Source organism: Azospirillum sp. Sh1, from assembly GCF_008365135.1.
Taxonomy (GTDB): domain Bacteria; phylum Pseudomonadota; class Alphaproteobacteria; order Azospirillales; family Azospirillaceae; genus Azospirillum; species Azospirillum oryzae.
Genome location: NZ_VTTK01000001.1, coordinates 110,072 through 128,506, shown reverse-complemented (window position 1 = coordinate 128,506; position 18,435 = coordinate 110,072). Strand labels below are relative to the sequence as shown.

Below are 18,435 nucleotides of genomic sequence, written 5' to 3'. Positions count from 1 at the left end.
GACTTGCAGCCGCAGGATGAACCACCCGGACGGGGGCCAGCCGGTTACTTGAGGTCGAGCGGGTCCGGTTTTCGATGCGCGCCGTTCGGCGCCGTCTGGCGAAACCGGCCGCAGAAGGTCCGAAGGGCCTTCCAGTCGGAACGATAAGGGTCACACGAAGGGGGTGGAGCTATGGTGGCGGTCGATCTGCAGAGCATGATTTCCCGGCTGAATCCTCTGTGCCGGCGGGCGCTGGAGGCGGCGGCCGGACAGACGCTGTCGCGTACGCATTACAATTGCGAGATCGAGCACTGGCTGCTCCAACTGATCGGTGCCGCGGACGGCGACATCTCCGCCATCCTGCGCGTCTATGAGATCGACGCCGGCCGGCTGTCGGCCGACCTGACGCGGGTGCTGGACAAGCTGAAGACCGGCAACAGCCGCGCCCCTGCACTGTCGCCCAACCTCGTCCAGCTGATGCGCGAGGCGTGGGTGCTGGCCTCCCTGCAATATGGCGAGGGGGCGGTGCGCTCCGGCCATCTGCTGGCCGCTCTGCTGTCCGACGAATCGCTGTCGGCCCAGGCGCGCGACATGTCCGGCCAGTTCGCCAAGATCACCGCGGATGTGCTGCGCCGCGACTTGCCCAAGATCGTCGCCGACACGGCCGAGGCGCGCACCAGTGCGCCGGTTGCCGCCGCCGGTGGTGCTGCCGGCGGGGCCGCCGCGGGCGGCGCGCCGAAGGTGGGCGGAGCGACCCCCAACCTCGACCAGTACACCATCGACCTGACCGACCGCGCCAAGAACGGCAAGATCGATCCGGTGCTGGGCCGCGACGCCGAGATCCGCCAGATCATCGACGTGCTGACCCGCCGCCGCCAGAACAACCCGATCCTGACCGGTGAGGCCGGTGTCGGCAAGACGGCGGTGGTGGAGGGCTTCGCGCTGCGCATCGCCGCCGGCGACGTGCCGCCGGACCTGCGCAATGTGCGCCTGCTGTCGCTCGACCTCGGCCTGCTGCAGGCCGGCGCCGGCATGAAGGGCGAGTTCGAAAACCGGCTGAAGGGCGTCATCGACGAGGTGAAGGGCTCCAGCCAGCCCATCATCATGTTCATCGACGAGGCGCACACCCTGATCGGCGCCGGCGGGCAGGCAGGCCAGAACGACGCCGCCAACCTGCTGAAGCCCGCCCTGGCGCGCGGCGAGATGCGCACCATCGCCGCCACCACCTGGGCCGAGTACAAGAAGTATTTCGAGAAGGACCCGGCGCTGACCCGCCGCTTCCAGGTGGTGAAGGTGGAGGAGCCGGCGGAACCGGTCGCCGTCGACATGATGCGCGGCCTGACCGCCACGCTGGAGAAGCACCACAAGGTCCGCATCGTGACCGAAGGGCTGATCGAATCGGTCCGCCTGTCCAGCCGCTACATCCCGGCGCGCCAGCTGCCCGACAAGGCGGTCAGCCTGCTCGACACCGCCTGCGCCCGCGTGGCGATGAGCCAGACCGCGACCCCGCCCGCCATCGAGGACCGCCGCCGCACCATCCAGCTGACCGAGACCGAGGTCGCGATCCTGGAGCGCGAGGAGGCCATCGGCATCGACCATGCCGAACTGCTTGCCGCGCTGAAGGACAAGATCGCCGCCACCCAGGCCGACCTTGAGGCGCTGGAAGCCCGCTGGACCAAGGAATTGGAGCTGGTCAAGGCGATCAACGAGACGCGCGACCAGCTGGTCGCCGCGCACGAGCAGGCCAAGGCGCCGGCCGCGGAGGGCGCAGCTCCCGCCGAGCCGCTCGATGCCGAGGCGCTGAACGCCAGGCTGAGCGCGCTGACCGCCGAGCTGACCGCGGTGCAGGGCGAGGATCCGCTGGTCAAGGTCGCGGTGGACGGGCAGGCGGTGGCCGAGGTGGTCGCCAACTGGACCGGCGTGCCGGTCGGCCGCATGGTCTCCAACGAGATCAAGACCATCCTGTCGCTCGCCGACCGCATGAAGGAGCGGATCATCGGCCAGGACCACGCGCTGGACGCCATCGCCCAGGCGATGTGGACCAGCCGGGCCAAGTTGACCGACCCGCGCAAGCCGATCGGCGTCTTCCTGATGGTCGGCACGTCGGGCGTCGGCAAGACCGAGACGGCGCTGACCCTGGCCGACCTGATCTATGGCGGCGAGCAGAACGTCACCACCATCAACATGACCGAGTACAAGGAGGAGCATAAGGTCTCCCTGCTGCTCGGTTCGCCTCCCGGCTATGTCGGCTTCGGCGAGGGCGGCGTCCTGACCGAGGCGGTGCGCCGCCGGCCCTACAGCGTCGTGCTGCTGGACGAGTTGGAAAAGGCCCATCCCGGCGTGCAGGACATCTTCTTCCAGGTGTTCGACAAGGGCACGATCAAGGACGGCGAAGGCCGCGACATCGACTTCAAGAACACCGTCATCATCATGACGTCGAACGCCGGCACCGACCTGATCCACAAGCTGTGCGCCGATCCGGAGACCGCGCCGGACGCCGACGGGCTGCTGGAGGCGCTGCATCCGGAACTGCAGAAGAGCTTCAAGCCGGCCTTCCTCGGCCGCTGCACGGTCATCCCCTATTTCCAGCTGTCCGACGAGAATCTGGCGAAGATCGTGGTCCTGCAGTTGAACCGCATCGCCAAGCGGGTGGTGCAGAACTACAAGGCCGCCTTCTCCTACTCCGACGATCTGGTACAGAGCATCGTCAGCCGCTGCCAGGAGGTGTCGAGCGGTGCCCGCAACATCGAGACCATCCTGAGCCGCACGCTGCTGCCGGAAATCTCGTCCCGCATCCTCGCCCGCATGGGCGACGGCGAACCGATCACCCGCGTCCACGTCTCGGTCGATGGCGAAGACCGCTTCGTCTACGACATCGCCTGATACGTAATGACGCGGGAGGGCCGGGGCGGGAGCGTGAAAAAAGACCGGGCGGTGACGCCCGTCACAGCACCCGCCTCAATTCTTTCGTAACCATACTGCACAGATCAAGCTTACCCGTTAAGACCGACCTTCAAAGAGCGAGGAGACCAACATGGCGATCTACATCAAGTACGAAGGCATCGACGGCGAGGCCACCCACGAGACCCACAAGAAGTGGCTGGACGTCGGTTCGCTGCAGTGGGGCGTCGGCCGCGCCATCAGCACCCCGTCGGGTTCGACCGCCAACCGCGAGGCTTCGGAGCCGTCGGTGTCGGAAGTGACCATCACCAAGCTGATGGACAGCTCCTCGCCGAAGTTCTTCGTCGAATCCTGCACCGGCGCCATCGGCAAGAAGGTGCAGATCCACCTCGTCACCACCGGCAGCCCGGGCAACACCTATGCCGAGTACACCCTGACCAACGCCCTGGTCTCGGCCTACTCGATGTCGTCGGGTGGCGACCGTCCGTCGGAGTCGATCTCCATCAGCTTCACCAAGATGGAGTACAAGTTCATCCCCTACGACGACAAGAACAAGGCCGGCACGCCGATCTCGGTCTCCTACGACCTGTCGACGACCAAGAGCGCCTGATAAGCGGTGCCCCCTCCCTAACCCTCCCCCACCTTCGGTGGGAGAGGGGATCTCCCCCTCTCCCGCGAAGCGGGGGAGGGTCGGGGAGGGGGCAAAGCACCTGCCATCACTGACACTTTCTCTTCATCAAGGACCAAGCCCGCATGTCGGATGCGCCCACCATCTCGCAGACCGGCCGGCTTCTGTCGCTGACCTCGCCGTTGGGCGCGGACGTGCTGATCCCGGTGGCCGTCGAGGGGGAGGAAGGGCTGTCGCGCCTGTTCCGCTATACCATCACGATGATCTCTCCGCGGATGACGATCGCGCCGGCCGACATCCTGGGGAAGTCGCTGACGCTGTCCATCGCGCGCAAGGGCGGCGATCCCCGCATCGTCAACGGCATCGTCAGCAGCTTTTCCGCCGGGCCGCTGGCGCTCCGCGGCTACCGCCAATACACCGCCGAGATCGTGCCGACCCTGTGGCTGGCCACGCTGCGCTCCGACTGTCAGGTCTTCCAGGAGAAGACCGTGGTTCAGATCGTCGATGCCATGCTGTCCGACTGCGGCGTCACCGAGGTGAAGAAGCAGGGGCTGTCCGGCACCCACAACGCCCGGCCGGTCTGCGTCCAGTACCGCGAGACGCATTTCGATTTCATCGCCCGCCTGCTGCAGGACGAGGGCATCTATTTCTATTTCCAGCACGAGGCCGGCAAGCACACGCTGGTGCTGAGCGACAGCGCGTCCGGCTACACCGACTGCCTGGACAAGGATGTCATCCACGCCACCTCGGCGCAGGGCAACACGCTGGCCATCGACGGCTGGGCGCATTCGCAATCCTACGTGTCCGGCAAATGGACGCTGAAGGACTATAATTTCGAGACGCCCAGCACCGACCTGACCGCCAGCACCACGACGGTGCTCAGCGTTCCCGCCTTCAAGTCGCACGAGATGTTCGGCTATCCCGGCGGCCATATGGTGAAGGCCGACGGCACCACCCTGTCGCGCCTGCGCATGGAGGAGACGGAGACCGGATACGAGCGGGTGGAGGGCAGCGCCACCTACCGCGGCCTGTTCGCCGGCGGCAAGATCTCGATGACCGGCCATGCGGTGACGGCGGAGGTCGGCAAGGGCTATGTCCTGACCGATCTGGCGCTGAGCGCCCAGGACCAGAGCCATCTTGGCAACGGCGGCGTTCCGCCCTCCTTCTCCTGCCGCTTCGCCGCGATCCCCGACGCCACCGTGTTCCGTCCGCCGCCGGTGCCGCGCCCGCGCACCCATGGGCCTGATACCGCGACCGTGGTCGGCCCCAGCGGCGAGGAGATCTACTGCGACAAGTACGGCCGGGTGCGCGTGCAGTTCCATTGGGACCGCAAGGGCACCAACGACGAGAAGAGCTTCGTCTGGCTGCGCGTCGCCCAGACCATGGCCGGCAAGAACTGGGGCACCATCTTCACCCCGCGCGTCGGCATGGAGGTGCTGGTCGATTACATCGGCGGCGATCCCGACCGGCCCCTGATCGTCGGCTGCGTCTACAACGCGGAGAACATGCCGCCCTACACGCTGCCCGACAACAAGACGCAGAGCGGCATCAAGACCCGCTCCAGCAAGGGCGGCGACGCGGCCACCTTCAACGAACTGCGTTTCGAGGACAAGAAGGACGCGGAGGAGATCTACTTCCACGCCCAGAAGGACTTCACCCGGATGGTGGAGAACGACGACAAGCTGACCGTCGATCACGACCAGACCATCACCATCAAGAACAACCGCACCGAAACGGTATCGGAAGGCAACGAGTCGGTCACCATCGCCAAGGGCAACCGCAGCGTCACCGTGTCGGAAGGCAACGACAGCCACGAGGTGTCGACCGGCAACCAGTCCCTGACGGTGGGGGAAGGCAACCGGACCGTCACCGTCAGCAAGGGCAACGATACCCACACGGTCAGCAAGGGCAACCGAACGGTGGAGGTCGGGCAGGGCAACGACAGCCTCACCGTCGGCCAGGGCAACATGGCGATCGACGTGAAGCAGGGCGACTATGCGCTGAAGCTCGGGCTGGGCGACGTGTCGGTGAAGGCCAGCACCGGCAAGATCACCATGGAGGCCACGACCTCCATCGAGCTGAAGGTCGGCGGCAACAGCGTCAAGATCGACCAGACCGGCGTCACCGTCAAAGGCCTGATGGTCAAGGTCACCGGCGACAGCCAGGTGCAGATCAAGGGTGCGATGACCCAGGTGAACGGCGACGGGATGGTCCAGGTCAAGGGCGGCGTGGTAACCATCAATTGACGAAACACCGTCCAGAGTGGGGCGGTCTTCACAAGCGGGGTTTGGGACGGTGGACATCGGGTTGTTGCCGAAGTTGCGCTTCGCCCGCGCGGCCGAAGCGGTCGCGGGGCTGGACCTGTCGGCGGAGGCGAAGGCGCTGTTCGCGCCGAACGCCCCGACATCCGCCTACCTGAAGGCGCTGATCGACGCCGAGCTGTATGCGGACGCCATCCGTCTGCTGGGCATGGCGCTGCCGCGGCGCGAGGCGGTGTGGTGGGGCTGTCTGGCCGCCCGCGGCGCGCTTCCTGCCGAGCCGGCGCCTGCCGACGGGGCCGCGCTGGAGGCGGCGGAGGCCTGGGTCTTCCGCCCGACGGAGGAGAACCGCCGCGCCTGCTTCGCCCCGGCCGAGGCGATGAATTTCGAGACGGCCTGCGCCAATGCCGCCATGGCCGCCTTCTGGTCCGGCGGCAGCCTCGCCCCGCCCGACGCGGCGGTGGTGGTGCCGCCGGGCGACGGGCTGACCGGCACCGCCGCCGCAGCCGCGGTGCTGCTCGCCGCCGCTGCGGTCCCGAAGGAGATCAAGGCCCGTCACCGCGCGTCGCTGGCCCAGGCGCTGGACATCGCCAATGGCGGCAGCGGCAAGGTGGGGGCTTGATCGGATGAAACTTCGCCTGACCCTGATCCAATGCCCGCCGTCGCAGGGCGCCGACATCGCCCGCGACCTTGGCACCGGCCGGTTGGTGATCGGCCGCGGTCCCGATTGTGACTGGATACTGAACGATCCGGAACGGACGCTGTCCAAGATCCACTGCATGGTGGAGTTCAAGGGCGGCGTCTACATCGTCATCGACAGCTCGACCAACGGCGTCTTCCTCAACGACGCGCCGGCTCCGATCGGCCGCGGCAACTCCGCCGTGGTGGGGGAGGGCGACCGGCTGCGCCTGGGCGGCTTCGTCATGCGCGCCGGCTTCGCCGCGGAGGAGGCGCCGGCCGCCAACGATCCCTTCCTGGCGGTGCTGCGCGGCTCCGGCACTCCGGCGCAGGAGACGCAGGCGGCGGAGGACGACCCCTTCGCCGTGTCGGCCTTCAACAGCGGCGCGGTTCCGGTGATGCCGATCCCGGAGGATGAGGATCTGTTCGGCGACCTGCCGCGTGCCGACGACCGATGGAGCGGCAAGCCGTCCGGCGGCTGGCAGCCCACCGCCGCCCCAGGTCAATCGGCGGCGCATCCCGATGCCTACGGCCGCGATGCCGACTGGGCCGGTGCGGCCCAGCGCGATTTCTCGCCGGACAGCCTCGGCACCATCCGCGTGGAGCCCGAACGACCCGCCTTCGATCAGGGAAGCGGCAGCGCCGCCGGCGGACAGTCGATCCCCGACGACTGGCTGGACGATCCGGTCGATCTGCCGCCGGCCCAGCCGTCGCCGACCCCCGTGGCGCCGGTCTCGCCAGCGCCACCGCCCCTTGCAATGCCCCCACAATCCCTGGCGGACGGCCTTCCGCCCGAGGATTGGGCGGACGATCCGCTGGTGCCGCCCGCCTTCGGCGCGCGCCCGGCGCCTTCCGCGCCCCCGGCCGCTGGCACCGGCCCTGAATCCAGCTTCGCATCCGGCTTCGCGTCGGCTCCCGGTTCCGACCCTCTGGCCCGCGCGCTGGCCGACGTGGTGCTGTCGCTGGTTCGGCGGCAGGCGGCGCTGGAATCGCTGCTCGGCCTCGATCCGGAGGACACGCTGACGCAGGGGAACTCGCCCCTGCTCCGTGCGGCGGATGCCGACGATGCGCTGACCCGGCTGCGCGCCTTGCCGCCGGGCGAGGCGGAGGCGCTGCTGCAGTCGGCCGCGGCCGACGGCGCCGCCCACCAGTCGGCCCTGCTGGCGGCGGTGCGCGAGCTGACGGGCGAGACGGCCGATGGCGGCACCCGGCTGGCGGCGCTCTACCGCCGGCTTCTGCCGATCCACCGCCACGCACTCGGCGGCTGACGGCGGAGGACGACCCATGACGACGACCACCAGCCTGCAAGAGGGAAAGCGCCCATGAGTTGGGACGACAAGGTCATCTGGTCCGAAGGCATGTTCCTGCGGGCGCAGCATTTCCAGCAGCAGGACCGCTATGTCGAACGGCTGGTGCGCGGCCGGGTGGCGGGCTTGCGCCCCTTCGCCTGGGGCATCAGCGAACTGACGATCAACCGCGAGCTTCTGGCCGTCGGCAAGTTCGCCGTGCTGCGCTGCAAGGGCATCCTGGAGGATGGGACGCCGATCAACATCCCCGACGACGATGATCCGCCGCCGCCGCTCGACCTGCCGGAGACGCTGGCGAACAGCATCGTCTATCTGGCGCTGCCGGTGCGCCAGCGCGGCGGCGTCGAGTTCGAGGTGGGCGAGAGCGCCGACGCCGCCACCCGCTATGTCGGCGAGGAGACGGAAACGGTCGACGCCATCGCCGGATCGGCCAGCGTGTCGCGCATCCGCACCGGGCGGCTTCGCCTGCGCTACCGGCTGGAACGGCAGGAGCGCGCCGGCTACCATTGCCTCGGTCTCGCCCGCATCCAGGAGGTGCGGTCGGATCGCCGGGCCACGCTCGACGAGCGCTACATTCCGCCGGCCCTGAACGTCCAGGCGCTGGCCCCTTTGGCCGGCTACGTAACCGAGATCCAGGGCCTGCTGAACAGCCGGTCGGAGGCGCTGGCCGCCCGCGTCGCCGGGTCCAACGGGCGCGGCGCCGGCGAAATGGCCGATTTCCTGATGCTTCAAGTCGCCAACCGCTCCGAACCGCTGTTCGCCAACATCGCCCGCATGCCCGACATCCATCCGGAACGGCTGCACGGCATGATGCTGTCGCTGGCCGGCGAACTGGCCACCTTCACCGCGGTCAACAAGCGGCCACCCACGTTCCCGCCCTATCGGCACGACGACCTGCAGGGGACGATGGAGCCGGTGATGGCGGAGATCCGCCGGTCGCTCAGCGCGGTGCTGGAACAGACCGCCATTCCCATCGACCTTCTGGAACGCAAATACGGCATCCGCGTCGGCACCATCGCCGACCGCTCGCTCATCACCACGGCCACCTTCGTGCTGGCGGTGCGGGCGGACATGCCGGGCGAGGCGCTGCGCCGCAATTTCCCGGCGCTGGTCAAGATCGGTCCGGTCGAACAAATCCGCGAGCTGGTCAATGTCCAGTTGCCCGGCATCCGAGTAAGACCGCTGCCCGTCGCACCCCGGCAACTGCCCTATCATGCCGGGGCGGTGTATTTCGAACTCGAACGCGGTAGCCCGATTTGGAAACAGCTTGCAACGTCGGGCGGAATCGCGGTTCATCTAGCGGGTGACTTCCCCCAAGTGGCGATGGAGCTTTGGGCGATCCGTGGCTGATGCATCACCAATTCGTCATGTAGGGCTGCGATGAGGCTGGGCGGCGTGCTGGCCTTGCGCACTGGCGCCGTCATCGCCGCGACGGTGGCGACGGCCGTTCTACTGTCCGTCGCCCTGTCCGGGCTGAAATTCGAACAGAAGCTGCGCGAGGTCACGACGTCCCGCCTGACGGTGGTGGCGGACGAGATGAGGCGGCGGGTCGAATACGGGCTGACGCTGGGGCTCGATCTGTCCGAACTGGTCGATCTGCAGGCGCAGGCCGAACGCGCCGCCTCCGGCGAGGAGATCCTCGGGGTGGAGGTGGTGGACGACCGCGGCATCGTGCTGTTCGCGTCCGACCGCAACAGCGTCGGCCGCCCCAGCCCGATCCATTGGAACGAGGACCCCGGAAGCATGCTGCGCCAGCGCGTCGACGGCGACGTGCTGGTCATCGGCACCGGCGTGCGCAACAGCTTCGGCCAGACGGTGGGCGAGGTGATCCTGCGTTCCTCCCTCACCGGCCTGAAGGCGCGGGTCGCGGCGGTCGAAGACGGGCTGCGCTTCGGAACCCTGGTCCTGGTGCTGATCGCCGCGCTTGCGACATTCGCCGCCGTCTTCGTCGTCGTGCGCCAGGGCGGCGGTCGCCGCGGACTGGCCGCCGGCGCGGCACCCCTGGGCGTGGTGCGCGACCGTCTGAACCTCGGCATCGCCGACGCCGACCGCGCCATCGAGGACCTGGAGCGGGAGTTGGATGCGATGGTTCCCCGCGGCATTCCATCGGTGAACATGGCATCGCCGATGCCGAAAGGGGCCGCGCCATGACGGGAAAAGGACAGTCCAACGCCGCAAAGGCCGCGCCGGACCGGCAGCGCGACCCGATCAGCGCGCTGGTGCTGCGGCTGACCATCGTCACGGTGGCGGTCCTCCTCGTGGCGGCGGGGGCGGCGTCCTGGCTGTCGCTGCGCAGCTTCGACCCGTTGTTCCAGCCGGAACTCGCGCGCAAGGCACAGACGGTCGGCGGCCTGCTGGCGGTGCAGATCGACCGCGGCCTCGGCGTCCGCATCCCGCTGGACCGCATGGCCGGCCTCGACGCCCTGCTGGCGGCGGAGGTCGATCGCCACGAAGACATCGCCTACATCGCGGTGACCGATCCTGCCGGACGCATCGTGGCGACGGCGGGCAAACCGCTCGCCGGGCTGTCGTCCGTGCCGGCCGACCGGCTGTCCGGCCCCGCCGACGGCCGGCTGGTGAGCGGCTTCGTCGATGTCGAGAACCCGCTGGGCGGGACGAATGCTGCGGCCGGCGCGCTGCATGTCGGCATCGACAGCGCCTTCCTGGCGAAGGCCTCCACCGACCTGGCGCTCGACGTGCTGTCGGTGGTCATCGTCTCCGTCCTGCTGATCTTCGAAGTGCTGCAGCTGGTGGTGAATCTCGCCATGCGGCGGGTGCTGACCCTGCGGCTGCTGGCCGACCGGGCGGAGGAGGGCGATTTCCGCGCCACCTTGCCGGTGATCCCCGAACCCGCCGGAACGCAGGCTGCCGGGGCAAATGACGACCGCGCGCTGGAAGGCGGCGTGCGCGCCGCGCTCGACAGCGTGAATGCCCGCCATGCCGGCCTTGCCGCGCGGGTGGCGGACCTGCGGCGGCGGCTGGGCAACGACGATCCGCGGGTCGACCGGGCGGAGGCCGGGCTGGCCGCGCTCGCCAGCCGTTTCCGCTTCCGGGATCCGCAGTCCGCCACTCCGCCGCCGACACCGCTGAACCTCGTGTTCCTGCGTCTGCCGGTCTTCCTGTTCTGCCTGTCGGAAGAGCTGTCGCGCCCCTTCCTGCCGGCCTATGCCAAATCCTTCGCCGGCGAGGTGCCGTGGCTGACGCCGGACATGGTGGTCAGCCTGCCGATCACGCTGTTCATGCTGATCTGGGCGCTGTCGCAGCCGGGCGGCGCGCGCTTCTCCGAACGCTGGGGCAGGGCGCGCTCATTCACCATTGGGGCGCTGCTCGGCTCCGTCAGCCTGGCGCTGACCGCCTATGCCGACTCGCTGTTCGAACTGATGCTGTGGCGCTGCCTGACCGCGCTCGGCTACGGGTTGGTGCTCATCACCGCGCAGGGCATCGTGGTGGACCACACCACGCCGCGCAACCGGGCGGCCGGCATGGCGATGTTCATCGGCGCCCTGCTGGCGGCCGGCGTCTGCGGTCCGGTCGGCGGCGGCATCATCGCCGATCAGGCGGGCTTCCGCGCCACCTTCCTGCTGGGCGCGGTCCTGGCGCTGGGGTCCGGCCTGTCGGTCAGCCTGCTGCTCCTGCGTGGCCGCTCGGCGGCGCGTCCGGCCGGCGCCGCGCCGCGTCCGGCGATGGGCAGCGCGCTGCCGCTGTTCCGCGATTTCCGTTTCTCAGCCCTGATGGTGCTGAGCGCGATCCCGACCAAGATCGCCTCCACCGCCTTCCTCTTCTGCCTCGTCCCGCTTCTGCTGACCGCCGACGGCGCCACCAAGGCGGAGATCGGCCGGGTGCAGATGATGTATTTCGTCGCCTTCATCCTGGTGTCGCCGCTGGCCGCCAGCCTGTCCGACCGCTGGCAGGCGCGGCGCGGCTTCATCGCCGCCGGCGGCATCGGCACGCTGGCCAGCTGCCTGCCCATCGTCGCCACCGAGGCGCTGTGGGGGCCGCCGCTGGCCATCGCCCTGTTCGGGCTGTCCCAGGCGCTGGTCGGCGCGCCGCAGCTGACGCTGGTCTCGCAGATCGCCCGCGAGGGCGGCCTGCAGGAGACTGCGGCCATCGGCTGGTACCGGCTGATCGAGCGGCTCGGCGGCGCGCTCGGCCCCGTCACCGCGATGGCGGTGGCGGTCGCCACCTCCTACCGGGAGGCGATGCTGGGCATCGGCCTTCTGTGCGGGGCGAGTGCCCTGCTGTTCTGGATTCTCTTTCGCACCGGCCGGCCGGCCACCCCGGCGACCCGGCCGCAGGAGGCTTGACCGCGATGAGCGCGAACTTCTTCGACGAGGACGACCTCCTCCGCATCCGTCGCCGTTCACTGCTGCGGCTGGCCGCCGGCGGGCTGGCGCTGCCGGGCCTGCCGCTGGCCGGCAACTCGCTGATCGGGTCGGCGCTCGCCGCCGCTGTGCCGGACAGGACCTTCCGCATCACCATGGTGCTGGGTCGCGGCGAGAGCGACAATGAATACGGCTTCAAGGACTATCTGGCCCGCCGCGGCTTGAAGGTCGACTACACCATCCGCAACACCGGCGGCGACACCGCCAAGCTGCCGGGCATCATCGAAGAGATCAAGGATACCCGTCCCGATCTGATCTACAGCTGGGGCACGCCGCAGACCCGCGGCCTGATCGGTCCGTTCGACCAGCCCGATCCGCGCAAATACGTCACCGACATCCCGGTCGTCTTCACCTTCGTCGCCGCCCCGGTGGACGCGAAGATCGTGCCCGACCTGGCCCGTTCGGGGCGCAACGTCACCGGCACCATCCACATCGCCCCCATCGCGGTCCAACTGAACACCATCCAGGCCTACCGCCCGATCAAGCGGCTGGGCGTCGTCTACAACCCGCAGGAACGCAACTCCGTCCTCACCATCGAGGGGCTGCGGGCGGAGACGGCGCTGCGCGGGCTGGAACTGATCGAGGAGCCGGTGCCGCTGAACGACCGGGGCGAGCCGATTTCCGCCGCGGTTCCCGACGCCATCGCCCGCGCGGCGCAGCGTGGGGCGGAGATGCTGTATATCGGTCCCGACACCTTCATCGCCTTCCACAACCGCAGCGTCGTGGCGGCGGAGGCGTTGCGGCTGCATCTGCCGACCTTCTCCGTCACCGAGCTGATCGTGCGCACCGACAAGGCAATGCTGGCGCTGGCGAGCAGCGCCTACGGCATCGGCCGCTTCACCGCCTTCAAGGCGGCGCAGATCCTGCTGGATGGCGTCAAGCCGGCCGAAATCCCGGTGGAAACGCTGAAGCGCTTCTCCGTCATCATCAACATGGCCACGGTGCGGTCGCTGGAATATTACCCGCCCATCGGCCTCCTGAATTTCGCGGAAATCATCGAATCGTGAGTGGCGAATTATGAGCGTCCTGCCCCCCGTCCCCCTGCCGTTCGGCGCGATCCCCCTGCGCGGCGACGCCGCGCGCGCGGTCGCCGCCGTCCGCCTGCGGGCGCTGGCCGCCGACCTGCCGGACGGGCTGACCGTCCGCATGATGGACCTGGACGATTCCAATCTGCTCGCCGACTTCCGCATCCGCGTGGTGGCGACGCTGGAGGACCCCGACCATTACCGCATGGCGGGGGAGGTCGGGAACTTCGTCGCCGACCATCTGGGCGACCGCGGCCTGACCGCCGGCATCTTCCGCAAGGGCGCGCTGGTCGCCTATGGCGCGCTGGGCCTGCCGTCGGCCGCCGATCCCAACCGGGGCCGCGATCTCGATCTGCCGGAAGCGGAACTGCCCTGGGTCGCGCACATGTCGTCGGCAATGGTCGATCCCTCGGAGCGCGGGCGCGGTTTGCATCACCGCCTGATCGACTGGCGGATCGAAGTGGCGGAGGCGCTCGGCCGCCGGCATCTCGTCACCACCGTCAGCACGCGCAACCACCGCAGCTGGGGTCATCTGGCGCGGCACGGCATCTATCCGAAGCGGCTGGTCCGCGTCGGCGGCGATCTGGTGCGGCTGCTGGTCCACCGCGATTTCACCGTCGACCCGGTCTTCGACACCGCCAGCGCCGAACTGGTCGCGGTGGAGGAACTGGCCTCCCGCTGGGACGTGTTCGATCGCGGTCATGTCTGGGGCCGCGTCGCGGTGGGCGAGGGAGCGTCGCAACGCTGGTACGCGCTGTGCGGCCGGGAGCGCGATCCGCGCTGATTGGGCTGCGCTGAATGGGTGGCGCTGATCGCGCCGATGCGGATCGGCGTGTGGCCGGAGGGAGAGGACCGGGATGGGATCGGGCAGTTTCGGGGCGCGGCTGGCGGCGTTCGTGGCGGTGGCGGTGTTCGTCGCCGGCCTGTCCGCCGTCGTGCTGTGGACGCGCGAACAGGCGCGCCGCCTGGACGAGGCCGTGACCTCCCAGGTCGGCTTCGTGCTGAGCGAGGCGAAGACCTCGCTCGAAACCCAGCTGAACCTCGGCCTGGCGCTCGGCGACCTGCCGCAGGTCGATGTGCTGCTCGCCCGTGCCCGTGCCGCCCTACCCGGCATCCAGTCCGTCGCGGTCCTCGACGAGGCCGGCACCATCCTCTTCTCCACCAACGCCGTGGAGGTGGGGGAGGCGCTGCCGCCCCGCGCGGCATCGGCGTCCGACGGTCCCGAAGGTGACGTCAGCGGCTTCTGGTCGGAGGAGCGCGGGGCCGAGCGGGTCTATGGCGTCGGTCTTGCCACCAGCTTCGACACCGCGGCCGGCAGCGTCCTGGTGCGCATGCCGTCCGGCGCGATGGCCGAGCCGATGCGCCATTATGCCCTGACCCTTTCCATCGGCGCGGTGCTGATCGTGCTGCCGCTGGCCCTGGTCGGCTGGCTGGCCGGGCTGGGGATCGCCGCCGGGCCGCGCCGCTCGCTGGCCGAACTCGCCGCCGCCCTGGAAGGGCTGGGGGAGGGCGCGACCGCTGTTGCCGCCCCATCCGCCGCCCGGATCGACACCCGATCCACCGCCCAGGCCCTCGGCCTGCCCGCACCCGCCTTCACCGATGCGGTGCGGCGGCGCCTGACCATCCTCGACGAGGCGGAGCGCGAAGTCGCCCGTCTGGACGAACTCGCATGACATCGCGCAGCCACCGCTCCTTCATGCTCGGAATTCCCGCCGTCATCCTGCTGGCGGCAGCGCTGGCGATGGCCGGGGTCGGGCTTCTCGGCACCTGGCTGGCGCAGGAGCAGCTGGGCGAGGCGCGGGCCGCCAAGGCCGCCGCCGTGGCGGAGGCGGTGCAGCACGATCTGGAGCGCGCCATCGGCTACGGCATCCCGCTTCCGCGGATCGAGGGAGTCGGCGCCTTCCTGCAGGGCATCGCCGACCGCAACCCGGATATCGGTTTCCTGGCGCTGACCGGCGCCGACGGCATGCTTCTCCAGTCGGCGTCCAGCGGCGGCTCCCTTCCCGACCGCAAGGAGATGGAGACGCTGGCCGGCTCGCTGCGCAGCCTGCCGACGCCGGAGACCCGCGCCGCGACCCTCCAGCCGATCGAACGCGATGGCTTCCTGATCCTGCGCCTGCCGGTGCGCATCGGCCGCCTGTCGTCGGAAGGCGGCGGCGGCGGGGTGGGGCAGCCGCCCGCCGGCCATGTGCTGGTGGGGGTGCAGCCCGGACAGGTGCGCGGCCAGATCGCCGGGGAGCTGGCGACCGTGACGCTCGGCGGTCTGGCGGTCCTGCTGCTGCTGGCCGAGCTGGCCGGCGTGCTGGCCCGTGCCAGCTTCCGCGCGCCGCTGCGCCGGCTGGCCCGCGCGATGGAGGAGGCAGCGGCCGGCCGTTTCGCCACGCTGCTGGGCCGCCGTCCGCGCGATCAGGTCGGCCGTCTGCTCTTCTCCTTCAACGCCCTTGTCTTCGGCCTGCACGAGCGCCGCCAGCGCTTCGCCGCCCATGCGGAGGAGGTGCGCGCCGCCGTCTTCGACCCGGAGGTCGCCGAGGCCGTCGACCGCACCCGCCGCTCCGCGCTGGAGGCACTCGGCTCCGGTCTTGAGGCCGCTCCCCGGCGCGAGGTGGATTCGCGCGCCGACGACATCCATTCCTTTGCCCTGCTGGCTGCCACCTCCGCGGCGATGCTGGCACCGGGCGCCGGGAACCTGTCCGGCGGCATGCTCGCCGCCCTGCCGGCGGTCGCGCTTGCCGGTCTGGCCGCCGGTTACGTGATTCCCGCCCGGCTGCGCCGGATCGCCGCTCTGCTGACCGCGCTGCTTCTGCTGGCGGCGGCGGTCTCGGCGATCGCCGCGCCGTCTGGGTCCGCTCTGGCGTCCGGTTTCCTCGGCGCGCTGTCGGGAGGCTTCGCCGGCGGGCTGGCGCTGTCCTACGCGCGGCGTCAGGCCGGGGACGGTGGTCTTCCGTCGATCCTGCGGGCGCTGGCCGTCGGTGCCTTGGCCGCGCTGCTTTGGGCGGTGGCGGTCGATTGGGATGGCGGGTTGCTCGCCGCGTCGGCCATGCTTCCCGCCGGGCTGGCCCTGCTGCTGGCGCGGCCCATCGTCGTTCCGCGGAGCTGAGAGACCCCCATGCTGCTCCAGACCCGCATCATCCTGTTCGTGCTCGCCACCGTCACCATCGTGGCCGGCCTGCTTCTCGGATTCGCCGCGCTGCGCGAGGACGCCGCCGACCACCGCGCGCGCGAACTGGAATTGGCCCGGCTCGAAACCTCCTGGCAGCTCGCCGTCTCAGGCGCCGTCGGCCGCATCGACCAGGGCCTCGGCCGGTTGGCCGGCGACGCCGAGATCGCCCGCGCGGTGGAGGTGGAGGAGCGCGGTGCGCTCGACCGCCGGGTCGCCGCGCTGGGGATTCTCGCCGCCCCCGCCACCGGCGGCATCACCGACGTCAACCTGCTGTCGAAATCGGGCGACCTGCTCTACAGCAGCGATCCGGCCTTCGATCCGGCGCCTCTGCTCAATCGCGGCGCGCTCGATGCCATCCTGTCCGGGCAGAAGCTGGCGCGCGGCGTCCGTCTGGTCGATGGCGAGCGTCTGGTGGTGGTGGCCGGCGTGCCGATCTATGCCGGGACCGGGGCCGGCGGCGGCGCGGGCAGTGGCGCCGGTGTCACCGGTGCGGCGGTGGCAGGCTTGGATTTTGTCGCGGCGCTCGACGTGCTGCGGCGGACCACCGGCGGGCGCGTCTTCGCCGTCAGTCGTAGCGGTGCCGCACTGGATGGCGAGACCGATCCGCTCTGGCCGGCGGTCAAGCCGCTGGTCCGCCCGGCGGAGCGCAGCATCGCCCATGTCGCCGACGGCGGGCGCCGCTACGCGCTGGCCAGCCTGCCGGTCGCCGATCTCGCCGGCGGGCGCGTCGCCACCGTGCTGATCGCCACCGACGTCACCCAGGCGGTGGAGGAGCAGGCACTGTGGTCGGTCGCCTATGTCGCGGCGGTCGGACTGGTGCTGCTGGGCGCGCTGGGATTGCTCTACGGCTTCCTGCGGCGGAACTTTTCCACGCTCGACGGGGCGGTGAAGGCGCTTCAGGACCTCTCCCACGGCCGCGTCATGGGCTATGTCGAGCTGCCGGCCGGCAATGACGAGATCGGCCGGATCGCCGGCGCGGTGGAGGTCTTCCGCGGCGTGATGCGTGAGATCGAGCGCAGTGCCGGCCAGCGCGAACGCCGCCTGCGCCGCCAGCAGCGCTTCATCCGCCGCCAGATGGAGGCGCTGGCGGTCACGCTGGAGGAGGATGCCCGCCAGACCCTGCTGGAGGAGCTTCGCCAGATCGAGGCGGAGACCCACGACACCCAATCCGCGCAATCCAAGGGGGTGGGCGACGAGCTTGGTCTGCTGGCGCTGGGCTTCTCCCGTCTGGCGACGCGGGTCAGCACCCAGCAGGTGCAGCTGACCCAGATGGTGCGCGACCTGCGCGAGGCCTTGGAGGACAAGCGCCGCCTCATCAGCCTGCAGCAGGAGCTGGAGATCGCCCGTACCATGCAGCTGACCATCCTGCCCCAGGTCTTCCCCGATCTGGCCGAGCTGGACATCGCGGCGCGCATGATCCCGGCCAAGGAGGTCGGCGGCGATTTCTATGATTTCTTCCCGATCTCCGAGCACAAGGTGGCGCTGGTCATCGCCGACGTGTCGGGCAAGGGCATCCCGGCCGCCTTCTTCATGCTGATCACCCGCACGATGCTGCGCGCCATCGCCGAATCGGGCGTCGGCCCGGCGGAGACGATGCGCCGGGTCAACAACCTGCTGGCGGCGGAGAACGAACAGATGATGTTCGTCACCGTCTTCTATGGCGAGCTGGACCTGCGCACCGGCGTGCTGGCCTATTCCAACGGCGGCCACAACCCGCCGCTGCGCATGACCGCGTCCGGGACGGTGAAGGAGCTGGAGCGCACCCCCGGCATCGCGCTGGCCGCCATGCCCGACATGCCCTTCGGCGAGAAGAGCCTCATGCTCGACACCGGCGACATGGTCTTTCTGTTCACCGACGGCGTCACCGAGGCGTTCAACGGCGAGAATGTGATGTATGGCGACCCCCGTCTTTCCGCCGCTGTCGCCGGCCAGTCCAGCGCGTCCGCCCGCGACGGGCTGGACGGGGTGCTGACCGACGTGGCCCGGTTCACCGCCGGCGCGCCGCAGTCAGACGACATCACCTGTCTCGTCCTGCGCTGGCGCGGGGCGGCGGACGCTCCGGTGTCCGCCCTGGCGGCGCTGTCCGATCCGGTCGCCTGACGGCGGCGGCCGGGAGG

At 69.9% G+C, this 18,435-nt stretch carries 13 protein-coding genes; all 13 read left to right on the top strand.

Annotated elements, in window-relative coordinates:
- Nucleotides 1–171: 171 nt before the first annotated feature.
- The 13 genes from tssH (at nucleotide 172) to FZ029_RS00500 (ending at nucleotide 18,418) form a co-directional block, all read left to right on the top strand.
- Nucleotides 172–2,862 (top strand): type VI secretion system ATPase TssH, encoded by a 2,691-nt coding sequence (tssH, locus tag FZ029_RS00560; RefSeq protein WP_149267593.1) that lies wholly within the window; start codon nucleotides 172–174, stop codon nucleotides 2,860–2,862.
- A 151-nt stretch (nucleotides 2,863–3,013) separates the two neighbouring features.
- Nucleotides 3,014–3,490, top strand: coding sequence for a type VI secretion system tube protein Hcp (locus FZ029_RS00555; RefSeq protein WP_085089684.1), 477 nt, complete (start codon nucleotides 3,014–3,016; stop codon nucleotides 3,488–3,490).
- A gap of 143 nt (nucleotides 3,491–3,633) precedes the next feature.
- The gene (gene tssI, locus FZ029_RS00550; protein ID WP_149267592.1) at nucleotides 3,634–5,754 is read left to right on the top strand and encodes a type VI secretion system tip protein TssI/VgrG; all 2,121 of its coding nucleotides are present in this window, start codon (nucleotides 3,634–3,636) and stop codon (nucleotides 5,752–5,754) included.
- 64 nt (nucleotides 5,755–5,818) lie between these two features.
- Nucleotides 5,819–6,388 carry a hypothetical protein gene (locus FZ029_RS00545; protein WP_247892081.1) on the top strand — a complete coding sequence of 190 codons (570 nt, stop codon included), beginning with the start codon at nucleotides 5,819–5,821 and terminating at the stop codon, nucleotides 6,386–6,388.
- Nucleotides 6,389–6,392: 4 nt separating this feature from the next.
- On the top strand, nucleotides 6,393–7,712 hold the full coding sequence (locus FZ029_RS00540; RefSeq protein WP_149267590.1) for an FHA domain-containing protein: 1,320 nt from the start codon (nucleotides 6,393–6,395) through the stop codon (nucleotides 7,710–7,712).
- A gap of 54 nt (nucleotides 7,713–7,766) precedes the next feature.
- Entirely contained in the window at nucleotides 7,767–9,101 is a 1,335-nt protein-coding gene (gene tssK / locus FZ029_RS00535) for a type VI secretion system baseplate subunit TssK (protein WP_149267589.1), read from the top strand.
- Between the two features lie 30 nt (nucleotides 9,102–9,131).
- The gene (locus FZ029_RS00530; RefSeq protein WP_149267588.1) at nucleotides 9,132–9,902 is read left to right on the top strand and encodes a hypothetical protein; all 771 of its coding nucleotides are present in this window, start codon (nucleotides 9,132–9,134) and stop codon (nucleotides 9,900–9,902) included.
- Nucleotides 9,899–12,055, top strand: a complete 2,157-nt coding sequence (locus FZ029_RS00525; RefSeq protein WP_149267587.1) for an MFS transporter — start codon at nucleotides 9,899–9,901, stop codon at nucleotides 12,053–12,055. The genes FZ029_RS00530 and FZ029_RS00525 overlap by 4 nt, the downstream gene beginning before the upstream one ends.
- Before the next feature lie 5 nt (nucleotides 12,056–12,060).
- Entirely contained in the window at nucleotides 12,061–13,140 is a 1,080-nt protein-coding gene (locus tag FZ029_RS00520) for an ABC transporter substrate-binding protein (protein WP_149198451.1), read from the top strand.
- A gap of 10 nt (nucleotides 13,141–13,150) precedes the next feature.
- Nucleotides 13,151–13,942 (top strand): GNAT family N-acetyltransferase, encoded by a 792-nt coding sequence (locus FZ029_RS00515; protein ID WP_149267586.1) that lies wholly within the window; start codon nucleotides 13,151–13,153, stop codon nucleotides 13,940–13,942.
- A 73-nt stretch (nucleotides 13,943–14,015) separates the two neighbouring features.
- Nucleotides 14,016–14,831 (top strand): hypothetical protein, encoded by an 816-nt coding sequence (locus tag FZ029_RS00510; protein WP_149267585.1) that lies wholly within the window; start codon nucleotides 14,016–14,018, stop codon nucleotides 14,829–14,831.
- Nucleotides 14,828–16,255 carry a HAMP domain-containing protein gene (locus FZ029_RS00505; RefSeq protein ID WP_149267584.1) on the top strand — a complete coding sequence of 476 codons (1,428 nt, stop codon included), beginning with the start codon at nucleotides 14,828–14,830 and terminating at the stop codon, nucleotides 16,253–16,255. The genes FZ029_RS00510 and FZ029_RS00505 overlap by 4 nt, the downstream gene beginning before the upstream one ends.
- Before the next feature lie 9 nt (nucleotides 16,256–16,264).
- Nucleotides 16,265–18,418 carry a PP2C family protein-serine/threonine phosphatase gene (locus FZ029_RS00500; protein WP_149267583.1) on the top strand — a complete coding sequence of 718 codons (2,154 nt, stop codon included), beginning with the start codon at nucleotides 16,265–16,267 and terminating at the stop codon, nucleotides 18,416–18,418.
- Nucleotides 18,419–18,435 lie beyond the last annotated feature (17 nt).

What these genes read in the sequence shown, in the direction of transcription:
- tssH (WP_149267593.1), top strand. Translation starts at nt 172, where the DNA reads ATGGTGGCGGTCGATCTGCAGAGCATGATTTCCCGGCTGAATCCTCTG.
- FZ029_RS00555 (WP_085089684.1), top strand. Translation starts at nt 3,014, where the DNA reads ATGGCGATCTACATCAAGTACGAAGGCATCGACGGCGAGGCCACCCAC.
- tssI (WP_149267592.1), top strand. Translation starts at nt 3,634, where the DNA reads ATGTCGGATGCGCCCACCATCTCGCAGACCGGCCGGCTTCTGTCGCTG.
- FZ029_RS00540 (WP_149267590.1), top strand. Translation starts at nt 6,393, where the DNA reads ATGAAACTTCGCCTGACCCTGATCCAATGCCCGCCGTCGCAGGGCGCC.
- tssK (WP_149267589.1), top strand. Translation starts at nt 7,767, where the DNA reads ATGAGTTGGGACGACAAGGTCATCTGGTCCGAAGGCATGTTCCTGCGG.
- FZ029_RS00530 (WP_149267588.1), top strand. Translation starts at nt 9,132, where the DNA reads ATGAGGCTGGGCGGCGTGCTGGCCTTGCGCACTGGCGCCGTCATCGCC.
- FZ029_RS00525 (WP_149267587.1), top strand. Translation starts at nt 9,899, where the DNA reads ATGACGGGAAAAGGACAGTCCAACGCCGCAAAGGCCGCGCCGGACCGG.
- FZ029_RS00520 (WP_149198451.1), top strand. Translation starts at nt 12,061, where the DNA reads ATGAGCGCGAACTTCTTCGACGAGGACGACCTCCTCCGCATCCGTCGC.
- FZ029_RS00515 (WP_149267586.1), top strand. Translation starts at nt 13,151, where the DNA reads ATGAGCGTCCTGCCCCCCGTCCCCCTGCCGTTCGGCGCGATCCCCCTG.
- FZ029_RS00510 (WP_149267585.1), top strand. Translation starts at nt 14,016, where the DNA reads ATGGGATCGGGCAGTTTCGGGGCGCGGCTGGCGGCGTTCGTGGCGGTG.
- FZ029_RS00505 (WP_149267584.1), top strand. Translation starts at nt 14,828, where the DNA reads ATGACATCGCGCAGCCACCGCTCCTTCATGCTCGGAATTCCCGCCGTC.
- FZ029_RS00500 (WP_149267583.1), top strand. Translation starts at nt 16,265, where the DNA reads ATGCTGCTCCAGACCCGCATCATCCTGTTCGTGCTCGCCACCGTCACC.